Source organism: Nocardiopsis deserti (assembly GCF_008638355.1).
Lineage (GTDB): Bacteria > Actinomycetota > Actinomycetes > Streptosporangiales > Streptosporangiaceae > Nocardiopsis > Nocardiopsis alborubida.
The window spans coordinates 186,462-202,296 of sequence record NZ_ML703350.1; the positions used below are offsets into that span (position 1 = coordinate 186,462).

The 15,835-nt window shown below is 71.9% G+C and carries 14 protein-coding genes; 7 read left to right on the forward strand and 7 right to left on the reverse strand.

The window, feature by feature from the left end:
* Positions 1 to 11: 11 nt before the first annotated feature.
* Genes FYW99_RS08140 through FYW99_RS08150 form a run of 3 tightly spaced genes read right to left on the reverse strand, consistent with a single transcriptional unit; the run spans position 12 to position 3,152 of the window.
* Positions 12 to 392 carry a DUF742 domain-containing protein gene (locus FYW99_RS08140; RefSeq protein ID WP_190394589.1) on the reverse strand — a complete coding sequence of 127 codons (381 nt, stop codon included), beginning with the start codon at positions 390 to 392 and terminating at the stop codon, positions 12 to 14.
* 4 nt (positions 393 to 396) lie between these two features.
* On the reverse strand, positions 397 to 855 hold the full coding sequence (locus FYW99_RS08145) for a roadblock/LC7 domain-containing protein (RefSeq protein WP_150251361.1): 459 nt from the start codon (positions 853 to 855) through the stop codon (positions 397 to 399).
* Complete coding sequence (locus FYW99_RS08150) at positions 855 to 3,152, reverse strand: sensor histidine kinase (protein WP_150251362.1); 2,298 nt, start codon at positions 3,150 to 3,152, stop codon at positions 855 to 857. Before FYW99_RS08150 ends, FYW99_RS08145 begins: the two co-directional genes overlap by 1 nt.
* 422 nt (positions 3,153 to 3,574) lie before the next feature.
* On the opposite strand from FYW99_RS08150, the gene FYW99_RS08155 reads away from it, so the two are divergent.
* On the forward strand, positions 3,575 to 3,859 hold the full coding sequence (locus tag FYW99_RS08155) for a 4a-hydroxytetrahydrobiopterin dehydratase (protein ID WP_150251363.1): 285 nt from the start codon (positions 3,575 to 3,577) through the stop codon (positions 3,857 to 3,859).
* A gap of 109 nt (positions 3,860 to 3,968) precedes the next feature.
* Here FYW99_RS08155 and FYW99_RS08160 read toward each other — a convergent pair whose 3' ends face one another.
* Positions 3,969 to 5,588, reverse strand: coding sequence for an AMP-binding protein (locus FYW99_RS08160; RefSeq protein WP_150251364.1), 1,620 nt, complete (start codon positions 5,586 to 5,588; stop codon positions 3,969 to 3,971).
* A gap of 118 nt (positions 5,589 to 5,706) precedes the next feature.
* Here FYW99_RS08160 and FYW99_RS08165 point away from each other — a divergent pair, with 118 nt between their 5' ends.
* The 4 genes from FYW99_RS08165 (at position 5,707) to FYW99_RS08180 (ending at position 10,615) form a co-directional block, all read left to right on the forward strand.
* Entirely contained in the window at positions 5,707 to 6,735 is a 1,029-nt protein-coding gene (locus FYW99_RS08165; protein WP_150251365.1) for an acyltransferase domain-containing protein, read from the forward strand.
* Positions 6,736 to 8,022: 1,287 nt separating this feature from the next.
* Positions 8,023 to 9,012, forward strand: a complete 990-nt coding sequence (locus tag FYW99_RS08170) for a tyrosine-type recombinase/integrase (protein WP_150251366.1) — start codon at positions 8,023 to 8,025, stop codon at positions 9,010 to 9,012.
* Positions 9,013 to 9,037: 25 nt separating this feature from the next.
* The gene (locus FYW99_RS08175) at positions 9,038 to 9,856 is read left to right on the forward strand and encodes an exodeoxyribonuclease III (RefSeq protein ID WP_150251685.1); all 819 of its coding nucleotides are present in this window, start codon (positions 9,038 to 9,040) and stop codon (positions 9,854 to 9,856) included.
* A gap of 12 nt (positions 9,857 to 9,868) precedes the next feature.
* A complete protein-coding gene (locus tag FYW99_RS08180) occupies positions 9,869 to 10,615 on the forward strand; it encodes an alpha/beta fold hydrolase (RefSeq protein ID WP_061080470.1) in 747 nt (248 codons plus the stop codon).
* 58 nt (positions 10,616 to 10,673) lie between these two features.
* Here FYW99_RS08180 and FYW99_RS08185 read toward each other — a convergent pair whose 3' ends face one another.
* The 3 genes from FYW99_RS08185 to FYW99_RS08195 all read right to left on the reverse strand — a co-directional run bounded on the left by FYW99_RS08185 (position 10,674) and on the right by FYW99_RS08195 (position 13,401).
* Complete coding sequence (locus tag FYW99_RS08185; protein ID WP_150251367.1) at positions 10,674 to 11,384, reverse strand: class I SAM-dependent methyltransferase; 711 nt, start codon at positions 11,382 to 11,384, stop codon at positions 10,674 to 10,676.
* 104 nt (positions 11,385 to 11,488) lie between these two features.
* Positions 11,489 to 12,145: a response regulator gene (locus tag FYW99_RS08190; protein ID WP_150251370.1), complete on the reverse strand. Its 657-nt coding sequence runs from the start codon at positions 12,143 to 12,145 to the stop codon at positions 11,489 to 11,491.
* Positions 12,142 to 13,401, reverse strand: coding sequence for a sensor histidine kinase (locus FYW99_RS08195; protein ID WP_150251372.1), 1,260 nt, complete (start codon positions 13,399 to 13,401; stop codon positions 12,142 to 12,144). Before FYW99_RS08195 ends, FYW99_RS08190 begins: the two co-directional genes overlap by 4 nt.
* A 409-nt stretch (positions 13,402 to 13,810) precedes the next feature.
* Here FYW99_RS08195 and FYW99_RS08200 point away from each other — a divergent pair, with 409 nt between their 5' ends.
* Together FYW99_RS08200 and FYW99_RS08205 are read left to right on the forward strand one after the other, a co-directional pair.
* Positions 13,811 to 15,196 (forward strand): amino acid permease, encoded by a 1,386-nt coding sequence (locus FYW99_RS08200; RefSeq protein ID WP_150251686.1) that lies wholly within the window; start codon positions 13,811 to 13,813, stop codon positions 15,194 to 15,196.
* Positions 15,197 to 15,304: 108 nt separating this feature from the next.
* Complete coding sequence (locus FYW99_RS08205) at positions 15,305 to 15,820, forward strand: hypothetical protein (RefSeq protein ID WP_150251374.1); 516 nt, start codon at positions 15,305 to 15,307, stop codon at positions 15,818 to 15,820.
* Positions 15,821 to 15,835 lie beyond the last annotated feature (15 nt).

The following is a 15,835-nucleotide window of genomic DNA, read 5'->3' on the forward strand; positions in this document are numbered from 1 at the left end:
CACCTTGCCCCTCACAGCTGACGGATGCGCTCCAGCACCGAGCGCAGCGTCCCGGCGTCGGGCCGGTGCCGCTCCCAGTCGGAGGTGCGCACCACCACACGGCCCTGGTCCAACAGGTCCGCCAGCAAGATCCGCGTCACCCCCAGCGGAAACCCCGACCGCGAGGCCACCTCGGCCACCGACACCGGCCCCGCGCACAGCGACAGGATCAGCTCCAGCTCCGGGTCCACCTCCCCGGCGGGAGCCGGGGCGACCGCGACCACCTGCGAGGTCATCGAAAAGTCCGTACGCGAGGGACGCGTGCGCCCACCCGTCAACGAGTACGGCCGGATCAGACTCGACTCGAACGACCACTCCCGTCCCGACTCCCGACCGGACGGCTCAGCGTCCACGCCCTCACCTCCTCGTGCTCCCGCGCCGCGGCAGCGCCGACAGGTGCGGACCCACCTGGCGCACCAGACGGTTCACCTCGAACGCCGCCTGGCCCATGTCGCACGTGGACTCGGCCACCAGTGCCAGCGACGCGCCCTGGCCCGCCGCCAGGACGAAGAAGAACACGTTGTCCATCTCCACCACCGTCTGACGCACCTCAGCCGCGCCCAGTTGCCCGCGCGCGCCCCGGGCCAGGCTCGCGAAACCGGACGCGATCGCGGCCAGCCGCTCACCCTGCTCGCGTTCCAGGTCGGCCGAGCACGACAGCAGCAACCCGTCCGCCGACAGCAACAGCGCGTGCCGCGCCCCCGCCACCCGCCGCACCAGGTCGCCCAACAGCCAGTCCAGCGTCCTGGCCGGGGACTGCTCCTCCACCGCGTCGGCCGTCCGGCCTCCCGCCGCAGCGTCCGCCGTCATCGACATCACCCTTCCGAGCTCTCATCGGGGCGCGCGTCGCGCACACCGTCTCCATCCCCGTCCAGGGGCTGCGCTCGCCCGCGCAGGCTCCCGGACTGGAAAGCACTCATCATCGACCGGATCTCGGTCAGCGGCCGCTCAGCCGCCGCCTCCCGGCCCCCGGGCGCACCGGGCGCGGCCGCCTCGGGCGCGCGGGAGGGCTGGAGGCTCTTGCGCCGCCGCCGGGGCAGACCCTTGTAGGTCTCGCCCGTGCCCTCGTCCACGGCCTCGGTCTCGGTCTCGACCAGGGGCTCCCGCTCCGCCTGCCGCTCCCGCTCGGGCGTTCGCGGCCCGGCCCCCCCTTGCGGAGCGGACGCCCCTCCCGCCAGGACCAGCCGCTGCGGCTGCGCGGCGTCCCCGTCCCCGGCCGCCAGCACGTCCCCGGGGACGGTCACGACCGCGCACGTCCCACGCCCCTCCCCGGCGCTCAGCGTCACCTCCAGGCCGTGGCGCGCGGCGATGGTGGCCACCACGAACAGCCCCAGCTGGGAGTCCTCGCGCATCTGGGCCAGGTCGAAGCGCGGCGGGTCGCGCAGCAGCGCGTTGGCCGCCTCCAACTGCTCCCGCGTCATCCCCAGCCCCCGGTCGCTCACCTCCAGCACGCACCCGCCCGCCTCTCCGGCCCGGCCGCGCACCGTCACCTCCGTGCCCGGGGGCGAGAACGACGTCGCGTTCTCCAGCAGCTCCGCCAGCAGGCGCACGGTGTCCGCGCCCACCTCGCCGCGCAGCGCCACCCCCGGCACCGCCAGCACCCGCACCCGCACGTAGTCCTCGATCTCGCTGGCCGCGGCCCGCACCGCCTCGTGCACACGCACCGGCGCCAGCCCCCGCCGCACCGGGGCGTCCCCGCTGAGCAGCATCAGGTTCTCGGCGTTGCGCCGCATCTGCGTGCTGAAGTGGTCGATGCGAAAGAGCGACTCCAACACCTTGGGATCGGTCTCGGCGCGCTCCAGCGCGTCCAACAGCCCCAGTTGCCGGTGCACCAGCGCCTGGGTGCGCCGGGCGATGTTGCGGAACATGTTGCGCACGCCCGCGCGCACCTGCGCCTCCTCCACCGCCGCCGCCACGGCCGCGCGCTGGGCGTCGTTGAAGGCCTCGGCCACCTGCCCGATCTCGTCGGTGCTCTCCACCCGCAGCCGCGGCACCTCGGCGTCCACGTCCACGCTGCCGCCCGCGCGCAGCCGGGCGGTGACCTCGGGCAGACGCACCCGGGCGTGCTCCAGGGTGACCGTGCGCAGGTCCTGTAGGCGCCTGCCCAGGCGCTGGGTGGCGCCCACCGCGACCGCGGAGGAGACCAGGGCGGCCACCAGGGCGGGCACGCTCACCAGCAGGACGCTGGTGCGCAGTTCGGCCGACTGGGAGCGGCTGAAGGCGATGACCCGGTCGATCTGGCCCTGTTCGACGTCGCGCATGCGCGCGTCCACGGCCTCGGCGGCGCCCTGCCAGGCGGTGGCGTTGACCGGGACGGTGGCCCCGCCCCGCACCGGCATGGAGATGATGCTCTCCTGGAGCTGGTAGATGCGCTGCAACTCGGTGTAGGACTCCAGCTCGATGTACTCCTGGCTGTCCTCCTCGCTCATCTCGACCACGACCCGGTCCCAGGTGTAGTGCTGGGCGCCGGCCGCGGCGGCGAACTGCGCGTGGGCCTGGACGGGGAAGGCGTTGGTGGCCACCGAGTGGGCCAGGACGGTGTCCTGCTGGTTGAGGAGCTCGCGGGTGCGCATCAGCGAGGTCAGGGAGCGCAGGTGCGGGGCCTGGGCGGGGTCGGCGCGCTCGACGTGGCCGTCCCACACGCGCAGGCCCTGTTCGATGACCTCGTCGTAGACGGTGGAGGTCTCCTCCAGGTCGATCTCGGTGGGGGAGGAGGCGTCCACCCGGGCGCGCAGGGTGTCGACGCGGTTGACGGCGGAGCGGAAGGCCAGGGCCTGTTCGGGCAGGTCCTGCGCGTCGAAGGCGTCCAGGCTCTGGCTGAGGGCGTCCACGGCCTCGTCGGTGCGCTGGCGCGAGTAGGTCAGGTACAGGGCGGTGCGCTCGGTGCCCCAGGCCGCGTCCATGGTGGCGCGGCGTTCGCGCTGGAGCGCGCCGATGGTCTCCTCGACGGGGACGCCGACCTGTTCGGTGAAGGTGGCGGTGGCGCGCAGCTCGCCGATGTCGCCGATGAGCAGGGCGGTGAAGGCGGCCCACAGGGCCAGCAGCACGGTGCTGGGGAACAGGACCAGCGTGATCATGCGGGCGCGAAGCGAACGGCGCTTGTTGTGGGGCATGGGCTCGCTTCCGGGGGGAGAGCGGCGGGCGTTGCCTGCGGGGGACGTCCACCGGGTGGGGGAGGGGCCGGAGTTCCCCAGAGTGAACCGCTCAACGGGGGATTGCGCAAGCCTGAGAGGGACACCGGGGCCCATACGGGCAGGATCGGCGCAGGTGGGGAGGCTGGCCTCAGCTTGGTAACGCGAACTACTAAGCTACTAAGTTGATTAAAATCTACGTCGTACAGTCGGGCCTTCTCTTCCTCAGATCTCCAAAAACCCACAAGGAGCGGCTCCGCCGCACCGACCACCACACAGCCCCACCTCGGGGGACACGCGCACCGGATGTGACCCCCGCCCCGCACACGGGTACGTAGCCCCCTGCGACCACCCACACGGGCACCGGACGCACCGACCACCACAACAGGGGGAGAGGACCCACCATGAAGCCCACCGAGGAGCAGATCCGCGACGGCCTGACCCGGCTCACCGACTGGGAACTGGACCCCGCCGTACCCGCCATCCGCCGCACCGTGCGCCTGCCCGACTTCCCGGCCGCCATCGCCCTGGTCAACGAGATCGCCCAGGCCGCCGAGCAGGTCGACCACCACCCCGACATCGACATCCGCTACGACACCCTGCACCTGGCGCTGAGCACCCACTCCGAGAAAGCCGTCACCGACAAGGACATGTCCCTGGCCGCCCGCGTGGACGAACTCGTCCCCTGACCCCGGCACGGGGGAGCACCAGGCAGCGCCGACGCGCGACACCCGACCCGGGCCCACCGACACACCGACGCACCCGCCCCGGACCACCGGGCAGGGCAGGGGAGAGGGGTCAGCGCAGACGCGCCCGACGCATCTTGCCCGAGGCCGTGCGCGGCAGCTCCTCCACGAAGTCCACCGCCCGCGGTGCGGCGTGCGCGGCGAAGCGCTCACCCACCCACCCCTTGAGCTCCTCGGCCAGCTCCGGCGTGGCCTCACGACCGGCGTGCAGAACCACCCGCGCACCGACCACCTGCCCCGCGAGCTCGTCGGGGATCGAGTACACCCCGCACTCCTCCACCGCGGGGTGGGCGTTGAGCACCGACTCCACCTCCGTCGGACCGATCCGGTACCCGTAGGTCAAGATGGCGCCGTCGTCACGGGTGGAGAAGAACAGCGAACCCTGACGGTCCTGGATACCGGTGTCCCCGGTCAGGTAGTAGGCGTGGTCGGGGGTGAACCTGACCTGCGAGGCCCCCTCGTGGCCGATGTAGCCGTCGAACCAGGCCAGCGGACTGTGCGCCAGGTCCACCGCCACACGCCCGTAGGCGCCCAGGGGAGCGGGGTCGTCGGAGATCGCCTCCAGGATCTGCACCCGCCATCCCGGCAGGGCGGGACCGATCGCCCCCGGCGGCAGAACGGCGGGCCCCTGACCGGTGTCGCCGTTGGCAACGCCCACGCACCAGCCCAGCTCGGTCTGCCCGTAGTGGTCGCGCACCGGGACGCCGAAGACGTCGGTGACCCAGTCGATGACGTCGGGGGCCAGGGGCTCGCCCGCGCTGGCCAGGCTCTGCACCATGACCTCGGGGGGCAGGGTCTTGGTGGCCGCGCGCAGCGTGCGGTAGGTGGTGGGGTCGGCCGCCAGGTTGGTGACCCCGTGCACGCCCAGCACGTCCAGGGTCAGCTCCGGATCGAAGAACCCGGCGCGCAGTGCCAGGGAGTTGTGCCCGGCCAGCAGCGGCGAGATGAGCCCGTGGTAGAGGCCGTAGGCGGAACCGGGGTCGGCGGTGTTCCAGTAGACGTCGTCGTCGTGCACGCCCAGGCCGTAGTGGTGGTAGGCGTGCATGGCGGCCAGGGCGCGCACCGGCACGCGCACGCCCCGGGGCGGACCGATGACGCCGGAGACGTAGACGACGGCCAGCAGCCCGGCCCCACCCACGGCGGCGTCGGGGGCGGGCGGTGCGGTGGCGGCGCGGGCGGCCAGGCCGGTGAGGGTGTGGTCGCCCTCGTGGGCGGGCTCGACGGCGGTGGTGGCGATGTACCAGGGGTGGTCGGCGCCGGGGTCGAGCTTGGCGCGGTACTCGGCGTCGCACACGACCAGGCGGGCACCGGAGCCGGTGAGGCGCTCGTTGATGGCCGAGGGGGCGAAGGAGGAGAGGAGGGGGACCAGGACGGCTCCCAGGCGCCACACGGCCAAGGCGGTGACGGTCAGGTCGGTGCCCTTGGGGATGAGGGTGGCGACGCGGTCTCCGGTGGTGATGCCCAGGTCGGCGAGTCCGGTGGCCAGGTCGCGGGAGCGCTGGGCGAGTTCGCCGAAGGTGAGGGTGGTGGCCTCCAGGGTGGGGCCGATCTCGGTGGTGGCGGTGGCGTGGGGGTCGTGGCGGTCGCAGAGGAGGTGGGCCACCGATGTGGTGGGGGTGTCGTATGTGGCGAGCCAGTCGCGGACGTGGTGCTCCGGGTCGGGCACGGGCATCGGTGGCGGTCCTCTTTTTCGGTTGGTGTGGGGCTTTCGCGGGTTACGTCAACACTATGCCCACCTGTGAGGCTGGCCTCACTCGCGCGCCGCCTGGGCGCTGGGACATGATGTGGGGATGGATAGCGTCGCGGTGGTGGAACGTTTCGGTCTGGGTGCGGATGTGCGCCTGTGGCTGGAGGAGGCGGAGCGGCTGCCGGAGCCGGTGAGGGCTCTGGAGGTTCCGGTGGGTGCTGAGGCGGAGCGGGTGTTGGACCTGTTCGCGCTGGAGGCGGTGGACCGGGCCGAGGTGGAGGCGCTCTGGCCGGGTTCGGGTTCGGAGGCGGGGGAGTGGCCGCCGGAGCTGTGGTATCTGGTGGGGTGCATGTACCGGCGTCTGTGCGCGGACGCGGACCTGGCGTTGGGGGAGTGGCAGGACTGGCCGTCGTTGGTGGGGGCCGAGGACGCGCGGGTGCGTGCGGCGTCGTTGTGGGCGTTCGCGGCGCGGGTTCCGGCGCAGTTCGAGGCGCACGCGGAGTTGGGCGTGGACCCCGCGGTGACGGCGGCGACGCTGGCCGACGTGGGTGTGCAGGTGGCGCGGTCGCGGCGGATGTTCGGCCGGTTGGGTGTGGAGACGGCGTCGTGGGTGGCTGCGCAGTTCCGGGGGCGCCTGTACTGGGTGGGCGGGCTGCAGCTGGAGCCGGGGATGCTGACCGACCAGGGCGGTGTGGAGTGGTACGCCCAGGAGGAGGCGGCGCGGTTGGGTCCGGGGATGGGCCGCGGGGACCTGGCGCTGCGGTTGCACATCCCGTCGGGGGGACTGGACCCGGCAGCGGTGGATGACGCGTTGGGTCGGGCGCGGGGGTTCGCGCGCTCGCACCTGGGGTTCGACCCGGTGGTGGCCACGTGTACGTCGTGGTTGCTGGACCCGCAGTGGGAGGAGGTGTTGGGGGAGGGCTCCAACATCGTGGGGTTCCAGCGGAGGTTCACGTTGGTCGGGCACGGGCAGCCAGGGGAGTCGGACGTGTTCCGGTTCGTGTTCGGGATGCCGGTGGTGGACGTGGCGGCGGCCGGGCGGCGCACACGGTTGGAGCGCGCGGTGGTGGAGCGGCTGGAGTCGGGGGGTGCGTGGCAGGTGCGTACGGGATGGTTGCGGTTGCCCGAGTAGGGCTCGCGTGCGCGTTCCCCGGGGCCGGGTGGTGCGGGTCCCGGGGAACGCGGGCTGACGGGGCGGGCCGGGAGAGGGGCCGTCGGGCTCGGGGGATATCAGCGGTGGGGGGTAAGCCTTTTACCTGGCATAAGCCCTACCTGGCATAAGCACTACTTGACATAATGTGCATTATCGGCGATACGGGATGGCCTGCGGGGAAGGGGTTCTCGGCCCTGGGGGCCGTGCGTGGGTGCCCGGGTGCTGTGGTGCGTGGACGTCGGTGCGCCGGGCGCGGCTGGGCCGCTGGATGGCTGTGGACGCTGCGGTCGTGCGCGCACCGGCCGGATCCGGCGCCGAGAACGCCGTCGCAGCCGTCGCACAGGCGTGGGCTGGCCGTTACGGTCTGGTCGGATGTCTGGAGTCCGCGGCGGTGGTTGCGTCTGGGGCCTGGAGTCCGGGCCGGTCCACGGGTCGACCCCGGTGACGTGGCTCGCCGGACGCCCTGGCGTCCGAAGATCGCTCCAGCTCCTCGGCCGCGCAGGCTGGTTCACTCTGTCCGGTACTGGCCTCCCGGCGCCGAGTGTGTGCGCGGATACCCCGACGCCTCGTCGGCCCGTTTCTGGCCTGGGCGTCTTCCCCGCTGTGGCGCTACGTGGGTGCGCCCGACCCGGTGCCGCGGGTCGGTCTCGGGGTGAAGCTGCCGGTGGGCGGCGGGGTGTCCCCCTGAGGCCGCACCCCTCTCCCGATTCGTCCATGTTTCATGCATAAACCGTGTTATGCATGATTTTGTAGGGTTTTGTACTTCTATGCGCAGTTCCATGGCGGTCAGTTGGTCGACCACCGGCCTGCGCCGACCTGGCGGCCCGCTCGCCGTCCACGGCTTCCGCCTCCACCCCACCGCGGGCCCTGCCCCCGCCCGGCCCCCCGTACGCGACCGCCCCGCCCCGGCCTCTCCCCTCCTCCCCCCGCCAGCGCCCGACGCCACGGCGCCGCCCGCGGGGCGCCACCTCGCGTTTCCCCTCCCCCGCCCGGGCAGGCGACCCCGCGGCACGTCATCCGTGAACGGGCAGACGCGGAGGGTTACAACATCCGGATCGGGCGCGGACTCCCCCGGTCCGCGGAGCCGCTGTGGCGTGGTGGTCGGGCGTCCTCTCCCCCGCCGCTGCGATCCTGGGTCCATTCCGGTGCCGTGGCCCCCTCTCCCTCGCTGTCGGGTGTTGACCGCGTTCGGTCGTGTTCGACCGCGTTCGAAACCCGGTGGTTGCGGGCGGTGGAAGCGCCCGCGGAATCAGGGATGCTGGGGGTATGAGTGCTCAGACGGGGCCTGTGGCCGAGGCTGTGGAGCAGTACCTGGTGGCGCGTCGGGCGGCCAAGCCCTCCCCGCACACGGTGGCCGCCTACCGGCGTGATCTGCGCGGGGTGTTGGGGTGTGTGGCGCAGGTGGTGGGTGTGGAGCCCGATCTGGTGGGGTGGCAGGACCTGGAGGCGGGGGTGTTGCGGGCGGCGTTCGCGGAGTTCGCCGGGGAGCGGGCGGCTTCCAGTGTGTTGCGGGCGTGGTCGACGTGGAACGGGTTCTTCGCGTTCTGGGTGTCGGAGGGGGTGGTGGCGGGCAATCCGATGTCGGCGGTGCCGCGGCCGCGGGTGCGTCCCTCCGGGCCCAAGCCGTTGATGGGCGAGGACACGCCGGAGCGGTTGTTGGAGGCGTTGGCGCGGGGTGCGCGTAAGGCGCGTGATCCGTGGCCGGAGCGGGACCTGGCGGTGTTGGCGTTGGCGTTGCTGACGGGGATGCGGTCGGCGGAGATGTTGTCGCTCCGGGTGGAGTCGGTGGGTGGGCGTTCGGGTGAGCGCCGTATCCGGGTGGTGGGCAAGGGCGGGGGTGAGCGGGTCCTGCCGATCGAGGTGCCGTTGGAGGCGTTGTTGGAGGCCTATCTGGTCTCGCGGCGTGAGCGGTTCGGGGTGGTGCGGGGGTCGGATCCGTTGTTGGTGGACAACCGGGGTGAGGGGTTGCGCCGGGGTGGGCTGCAGTATCTGGTGCAGCAGTGTTACAAGCACGCGGGTGTGCACGACCGGGTGGCGCGGGGGACGTTGGTGCACGCGTTGCGGCACACCTTCGCGACGCGGTTGGCGGAGGACGGGGCGTCGGTGTCGGAGATCATGCATCTGCTGGGGCATGCGTCGGTGGCGTCGTCGCAGGCCTATATCGAGGTGACGGCGCGGGCGCAGCGGGAGGCGGCGTCGTCGAACCGTACGTACGGGGTGTTGCGGCGTCTGGTGGCCGAGGGCGGGGGCGGCTGATCCGGGGGGTGGCTAGGCTTTGCCTGTGGATACGACTTACTTGACTGTTTCGAGCGTCAACGTGAACGGGCTGCGGGCCGCGGCGAAGAAGGAGCCGGGGTTCGTGGGGTGGTTGGCGGGCACGGACGCCGACGTGGTGTGTCTTCAGGAGACGCGGGCCGAGGCCGAGCAGTTGCCGGCGGGGGTGGCGGCGCCTGAGGGGTGGCACGTGGTGTTGGCGCCGGCGGCGGCGCGGGGGCGTGCGGGGGTCGCGGTGTACTCGCGGCGTGAGCCCGATGAGGTGCGGGTGGGGTTCGGGCATGCCGAGTTCGAGGAGTCGGGCCGGTATGTGGAGGTGGACCTGGGTGAGGTGACGGTGGCGAGCCTGTACCTGCCCTCGGGTGAGGTGGGCACCGAGCGCCAGGAGGAGAAGGAGCGTTTCATGGAGGCGTTCCTGCCGTATCTGGTCAAGCGGCGTGCGCAGGTGGAGGAGCGCGGCCGTGAGCTGGTGGTGTGCGGGGACTGGAACATCGCCCATGCCGAGGTGGATCTGAAGAACTGGCGGGCCAACCGCAAGAAGGCGGGGTTCTTGCCGGAGGAGCGGGAGTGGTTGTCGCGGGTCCTGGGTGAGGCGGGGTTCGTGGACGTGGTGCGGTCGTTGCATCCCGATCAGGAGGGGCCCTACACGTGGTGGTCCTACCGTGGTCGTGCCTTTGACAACGACACGGGGTGGCGGATCGATCTTCATGTGGCCACGCCGGGGTTGGCGGGGTGTGCGGTGGAGGCGCGGGTGGAGCGTGCTTCCGAGCATGCTGGGCGTTGGTCTGATCATGCTCCGGTGACGGTGCGCTACCGGGTGCGGTAGGAGGAGGCGGTCATGGGTGTGCCGATCGTTCTGGTGCATGGGTTGCGGGTGTCGGGGAGTATGTGGCGTCCCCAGGTGGAGTTGTTGGAGAGCGAGGGGCGCACGGTGGTGGTCCCCGATCTTCCGGGGCACGGGTCGCGGCGGGGTGAGGAGTTCTCGCTGGGGCGTGCGGTGGACGCGGTGTTGGCTGCGGTCGACAGTGTGGGTGGTCGTGCGCTGGTGGTGGGGTTGAGTCTGGGCGGGTTCGTCTCGATCGCGACGGCGGCTGCCGCTCCGGGGCGGGTGGCGGGGCTGGTGGCGGCGGGTTGTACGGCCAAGCCCGCGCAGTTGTTGGCGCAGGTGTACCGGATTCCGGCGGTGTTGATGGATCGGCTGCCGGACAAGGGTGCGGCGGTCAACGAGCGGTTCCACCGGTTGACGTTGCGCGATGGTGCGGCGGATGCGGTGTTGGGGGGTGGTTTGGCGGTGGAGGCGGCCACGGCGGTGATCGACGCGGTCTCGGAGATGGACGTGTTGGCGGCGTTGGCCGCGTATGAGGGTCCGGTGTGGTTGATCAACGGGGCGCGGGACCACTTCCGGATCCATGAGAAGCGTTTCTTCGACGCGTGTGCGGATGGCCGGTTGGTGAACGTTCCGCGGGCGGGGCACATGGTGAGTTTGGATCAGCCGGTGAATTTTTCGCGGATTGTGGCGGATGCGGCTGATGTGGTGTCGGGGCGTGAGCGTGTGCGGCGTGCGGTGGAGGCCGGGGAGGGCTGAGCCGTGGTGGTCGCGGGGGTGGGGGTGGTGTGCCTCCACCCCCCTTTTTTTTGGCGTGTCAGGGGGTGGGCGCGGGCAGGCGGAAGTAGATGGCGGGGTTGTGGCGGCCGGGGTGCAGGGGTGTGGTCAGGCCGAGTTCTTCCTTGAGTTCGCGTAGGGCGCGGTGGGTGTGGGGTGCGCGGGCGGCGGAGGCGGTGAAGAAGCCGGTGGTGTGGGTGGTGAGCCAGGCCATGACGTGGGCGCCTTCGGTGAAGGGCGGGGTGGAGTGGCGGCGGAAGACGTCGTGGACGGTGACGGTGGTGTGCGGGGGCAGGGTGGGCAGCAGGTGGTGCAGGTACCAGCGGGCGAACCAGCCCTGGTGGGTGGCGTTGATGTGCAGGTGGTCGGTGCGTGGGGGCAGGTGGGCGGTGCTGGTGCGGATGTCGCCGTGGGTGAAGGTCCAGCGGGTGCGGGCCAGGTCGGTGGGGACGTGGCGGGGTGCGTGGTCGCGGGTGTCGAAGGAGTGCAGGTGGCCGGTGCCGTTGTCGCGTAGGGCGGACAGGATCCAGGTGGTGGACCAGCCGTGGTCGGTGCCGATCTGGACGGTGTGGGCGGGGGTGTTCTCGCGGAGGAGCAGGTAGGTGATCTCGGCTTCGATGTCGTCGGTGCAGGGGCGCAGGTGGGGGTTGGTGGTGTGGTGGTGGCGCATCTGGTCGCGGACGCGGGCCAGGTCGTCGCGGTGGGTGCGGTAGAGGTCGCGGATGTGGTCGAGGTCGATGGTGGTGGGCATGTGCTTTCCCCGGGTGCGGCGCGGACACGGTGTGGTTGCTGAAAGTAGCAGTGTTGTTGCCGTGTGTTCACCTGGGGGTGGGTGTGTCGTTGGGTGCGGGGTGCTCAGCGGCCGGTGTTGGGACGGATGAGACCGGAGTCGTAGGCGGCGATGACGGCCTGGGTGCGGTCGCGGACGCCGAGTTTGGTGAGGGTGTGGGAGACGTGGGTCTTGACGGTTTCGGTCCCCAGGAAGAGGCGGTCGGCGATCTCGGCGTTGGTGAGTCCCTGGGCCATGAGGGTGAGGGTCTGGGACTCGCGTTCGGTGAGGGTGGCCACGGCGCGGGCGGCGGGTGTGGGTGCGGTGGGCTGGGTGGCGGCCAGGTGGCGCAGGGCGGTGGGGAAGAGCAGGGTGTCGCCGCGGTGGGCGATGCGGATGGCGGCGAGGATGTCCTCGGGCGGGGTGCGTTTGAGGAGGAATCCGTGGGCGCCGGCGCGTAGGGCGCCCCAGACGTAGTCGTCGTTGTCGAAGGTGGTGACGACGATGACGCGGGGCGGGTCGGTCAGGGTGGCGTGCAGGGTGCGGGTGGCCTGGATGCCGTCCAGGTGGGGCATGCGTACGTCCATCAGGACCAGGTCGGGGCGGGTGCGGCGGACGAGGTCGGGGACGTCGGCGCCGTCGTCGGCCTGGCCGGTGACCCGCATGTCGTGCTCGGCGTTGATGAGGGCGGCCAGTCCGGCGCGGATGAGGGCTTCGTCGTCGACGAGGTTGATGCGGATCACGGTTGTTCTTTCCAGGTCAGGTGGCAGGTGAGGTGCCAGGTGCCGTGGTGGGGGCGGGCGGTGAGGGTGCCGCCGAGCAGGTGGGCGCGTTCTTGCATGCCGGTGATGCCGTGGTGGCCGCGTCGTCGTGGGGTGCGGTGGGCGCGGGTGGGTGGCAGGGGGTTGGTGAGGGTCAGGGTGAGGGTGGTGGGGGTGATGTCCAGGGTGAGGGTGAGGGGTTGGCCGGGGGCGTGGCGTAGGGCGTTGGTGAGGGCTTCTTGGCTGATGCGGTAGGTCTCGCGGGAGAGCAGGGCGGGTACGCGGGCGGGGTCGCCGTTCAGGTGCAGGGTCAGGTCGGTGCCGGTGTGTTGGGTGGCGTGGGCCAGGTGGGGCAGGTGGGTCAGGTCGGGGGGTGTGGTGCGTGGTGTGGGGGTGTTCTCGCGCAGGATGCCCAGGGCGTGGTCGAGGTCGGCGGTGGCGGTGCGGGCCTGGTCGGCGATGTGGGTCAGGGCCTGGCGGGCGAAGTCGGGGTCGGTGTCCAGCAGGCGTGCGGCGGTGGCGGCCTGGAGGGTGACCACGGACAGGGCGTGGCCCAGGGAGTCGTGGAGTTCGCGGGCCAGGCGGTTGCGTTCGGCGAGGGTGTGGGCGTGGGCCTGGGCGGCGGCCAGGCGTTCGGTGGGTGAGGGGCCCAGGAGGCGGGGGGCGGCCAGGGTGAGCAGGTGGCCGGTCAGGGCGGTGGTGTAGATCAGGGCGGTGAGCAGGGCGAGGCCGAGGAGGGGGCCCAGGGCGCGCTGGGTGGGGGTCAGGGTGGTCTGGCCCATGAAGGTCAGGGGGCCCTGGGCGATGGCGGTGGGGTCGCGGGTCAGGGGTGCGACGGCCAGGAGGGCGGCCTCGGTCAGGGCGGTCATGGTGAGCAGGCACACGGCCATGCCCGTGAGCATGTGCAGGCACAGCCACAGGCTGGTGCGGGCGTTGCTGCGCCAGGTGGGGTTGGGGCGGGGGGTGTGGGTGAGGGGGCCGCGGAGCAGGGCGCGGGCCAGGTGGGTCTGGGCGTTGCGGGTGCCGGGCAGGTAGGCGGTGGCGGCGACGGCGGCCAGGGCCGCGGTGAGGGTGAGGGCGAGGGTGGCGGGTGCGGGGGTGGGGTTGACGAGGGTGGCCAGGACGAGGGCGGCCATGGCGTAGGGCATCAGGAGTGCGCCGCCGATGACGAGGTAGGCCCAGCGCCGGTAGGTGTGGGCGCTGGTGAGCGGGTGCAGGAGCAGGGTGAGGTGGCGCACGTGGGTGATCGTGGCACAGGTGGGGGTGGTGGCGCCTCCCCCGTGGGGGTGAGGGTGGCGCGGGGCTCCCCCGGCCGGTGTGCGCGGTCGGTGCGCCCCTCCCCCGGGCGCTCCTCCCCCGTGGGCCCGTTGGCGGGACGCCCGGGGGTGAGGGGGTCGCGGCGTGCGGTGGTGTGGGTCCCCGGGGTGGGTGGTCTGGCTCATGTGTGCGGAGGTTGGCTGTTCTGGGGTGTTACATGTTTCACATGATGGGGTCATCCGCTGTTTTTGGTGGGGTCAGGGCCTGTCCGGGGAATGAGATGCTCCTAAGGTTGGCCAGGTGACAAGCAGTGCGACGCCGCCCGAGAGCGCGGCCAACCAAACGCAGACCCCCGGCGCCGGACTGGCCCACTCGCTCCGGCGCCGCCACATGGCGCTGATCGCGATCGGCGGTTCGGTGGGCGCCGGACTCTTCATCGGTTCCGGGTCGGTCATCCAGATGGCGGGCCCGGCGGCGGTGTTCTCCTACGTCCTGGCGGGGGCGCTGGTGTTCTTCACCCTGCGCGCCCTGGGCGAGATGGTGGTGGCGGTTCCGGCCGGGGGCTCCTTCTCCGACTACGCCCGGCTGGCCTTCGGTCCCCGCGCCGGTTTCACCATCGGGTGGGTGTACTGGTGGATGTACGCGGTGCTGGTGGCCGCCGAGTCGGTGGCCGGTGCGGCGATCCTGGGCCAGTGGGTGCCGGGTGTGCCCGGGTGGGCGCTGGCGCTGCTGGTGCTGTTGTCGATGACGGTGGCCAACCTGGTCTCGGTGCGGGTGTTCGCCGAGACGGAGTCGTTCTTCTCGATGGTCAAGGTGGCCACGATCGTGGCGTTCCTGTTGATCGGCGGTCTGTGGGCGCTGGGTCTGTGGAGCGGCGCGGGCGGCTCCAGCGTGGCCAACCTGTGGGAGCACGGCGGGGTGGCGCCCAACGGGTGGGTCGCGGTGCTGGCGGCCACGGTGGTGGTGCTGTTCGCCTTCGGCGGGGTGGAGATCATCACGGTGGCCGCGGGTGAGAGCGCCGAACCCGAGCGCGGTGTGGCCTCGGCGGTGACCAACGTGCTCTGGCGGATCGGTCTGTTCTACGTGGCCTCGATCGTGGTCGTGGTGATGGTGCTGCCGTGGAACAGCGTGGATCCGGGGCGCAGTCCGTTCGTGGCGGTGATGGAGCACGTGGGTGTGCCCGGGGCGGCGCTGATCATGGAGATCGTGGTCTTCGTCGCGGTGCTGAGCGTGTTGAACGCGGCGATGTACACCTCCTCGCGGATGTTGTTCACGCTGACCCGGCAGGGGGACGCTCCGCGGGTGCTGCGCGGGACCAACCGGCGGGGTGTGCCGGTGCGGGCGATCCTGTTGGGCACCGTGGTGGGGTACGGCGCGGCGGTGGCCGACTACCTGTGGCCCGACCGGGTGTTCCCGTTTCTGGTGGCCTCCATCGGCGCGATCCTGCTGGTGTTGTTCCTGACCATCTGCGCCTCGCAGTTGGTGGTGGGCGGGCGGGTGCGTCGGCGTGAGCCGGAGCGGCTGACCCTGCGGATGTGGGTGTTTCCGTACCTGACGTGGGCGGTGCTGGGGGGTCTGGTGACGATCTTCGTGGCGATGGTGGTCATCCCCGACCAGCGTCAGGCGCTGGTGGCCTCGGTGGGGTCGGTGGTGGTGGCGCTGGTGGCCTATGAGTTCCGGCGCCGGTGGGGGCGTACGCCGCCCAGTGACCGGGTGTTGGCGGTGCCGGAGCGGCCCGACGCGGACGCGCTGCGCCGTCGTCCGGGCGCCGACTAGCGCGGTGTGGGGTCCGCGCCCGCGACGGGTGTCCGTCTTGATGTGATGTGATGCCGTTTCTGGTTTTTGTCGCTAGGGTGCTGCGCAACCTCTGAGAGGAGCACCCCCGTGCGACACTTCGTCGGCTTCCTGTTCGGTCTGATCCTGGGTCCGCTGCTGGTCCTGGTGGCGGGGTGGGCGTTCACCCACCTGCGCGGCCTGCACGCGGCCGGTCTGGGCGCACTCCAGGGCTCGGGTCCCCTGGCGGTGGCCGGGTTGGTGGGTGTGGGGTTGTTGGTGGCGATGCTGGCGGTTCCGCCGCGGCTGACGCCGATGCTGCCTCTGGGTGCGGCGTTGGTGGTCGGGTCCCTGAGCGGCCTGGCGGTGTGGCGGATGTACCTGCTGGAGCGGTTGCCGCAGTTGCCCGGGACCGAGGGCGCCCTGGTGCTGTTGCCGTTGGGGGTGTTCGTGCCCTTGGTGGTGGTGCTGGTGGCCCCGATGTTCGTGGGGCAGCGCTGGCGCCGTGAGGAGGAGGGGCCCACCGAGGAGGAGTACTTCGAGGGCCTGTACGAGGACGGGCAGGATCCCCGGCGCACACGCAGCGCGACCGAGTCGGTCCCCCACGCCCCGCGCCACCGGGCCTGAGAGGGCGGCCCGGGG

Bases quoted from the DNA above. Each gene is read 5' to 3' on its own strand.
- FYW99_RS08200 (WP_150251686.1), top strand. From the start codon at position 13,811: ATGGCGCTGATCGCGATCGGCGGTTCGGTGGGCGCCGGACTCTTCATC.
- FYW99_RS08155 (WP_150251363.1), top strand. From the start codon at position 3,575: ATGAAGCCCACCGAGGAGCAGATCCGCGACGGCCTGACCCGGCTCACC.
- FYW99_RS08160 (WP_150251364.1), bottom strand. From the start codon at position 5,588: ATGCCCGTGCCCGACCCGGAGCACCACGTCCGCGACTGGCTCGCCACA.
- FYW99_RS08150 (WP_150251362.1), bottom strand. From the start codon at position 3,152: ATGCCCCACAACAAGCGCCGTTCGCTTCGCGCCCGCATGATCACGCTG.
- FYW99_RS08165 (WP_150251365.1), top strand. From the start codon at position 5,707: ATGGATAGCGTCGCGGTGGTGGAACGTTTCGGTCTGGGTGCGGATGTG.
- FYW99_RS08180 (WP_061080470.1), top strand. From the start codon at position 9,869: ATGGGTGTGCCGATCGTTCTGGTGCATGGGTTGCGGGTGTCGGGGAGT.
- FYW99_RS08170 (WP_150251366.1), top strand. From the start codon at position 8,023: ATGAGTGCTCAGACGGGGCCTGTGGCCGAGGCTGTGGAGCAGTACCTG.
- FYW99_RS08185 (WP_150251367.1), bottom strand. From the start codon at position 11,384: ATGCCCACCACCATCGACCTCGACCACATCCGCGACCTCTACCGCACC.
- FYW99_RS08145 (WP_150251361.1), bottom strand. From the start codon at position 855: ATGTCGATGACGGCGGACGCTGCGGCGGGAGGCCGGACGGCCGACGCG.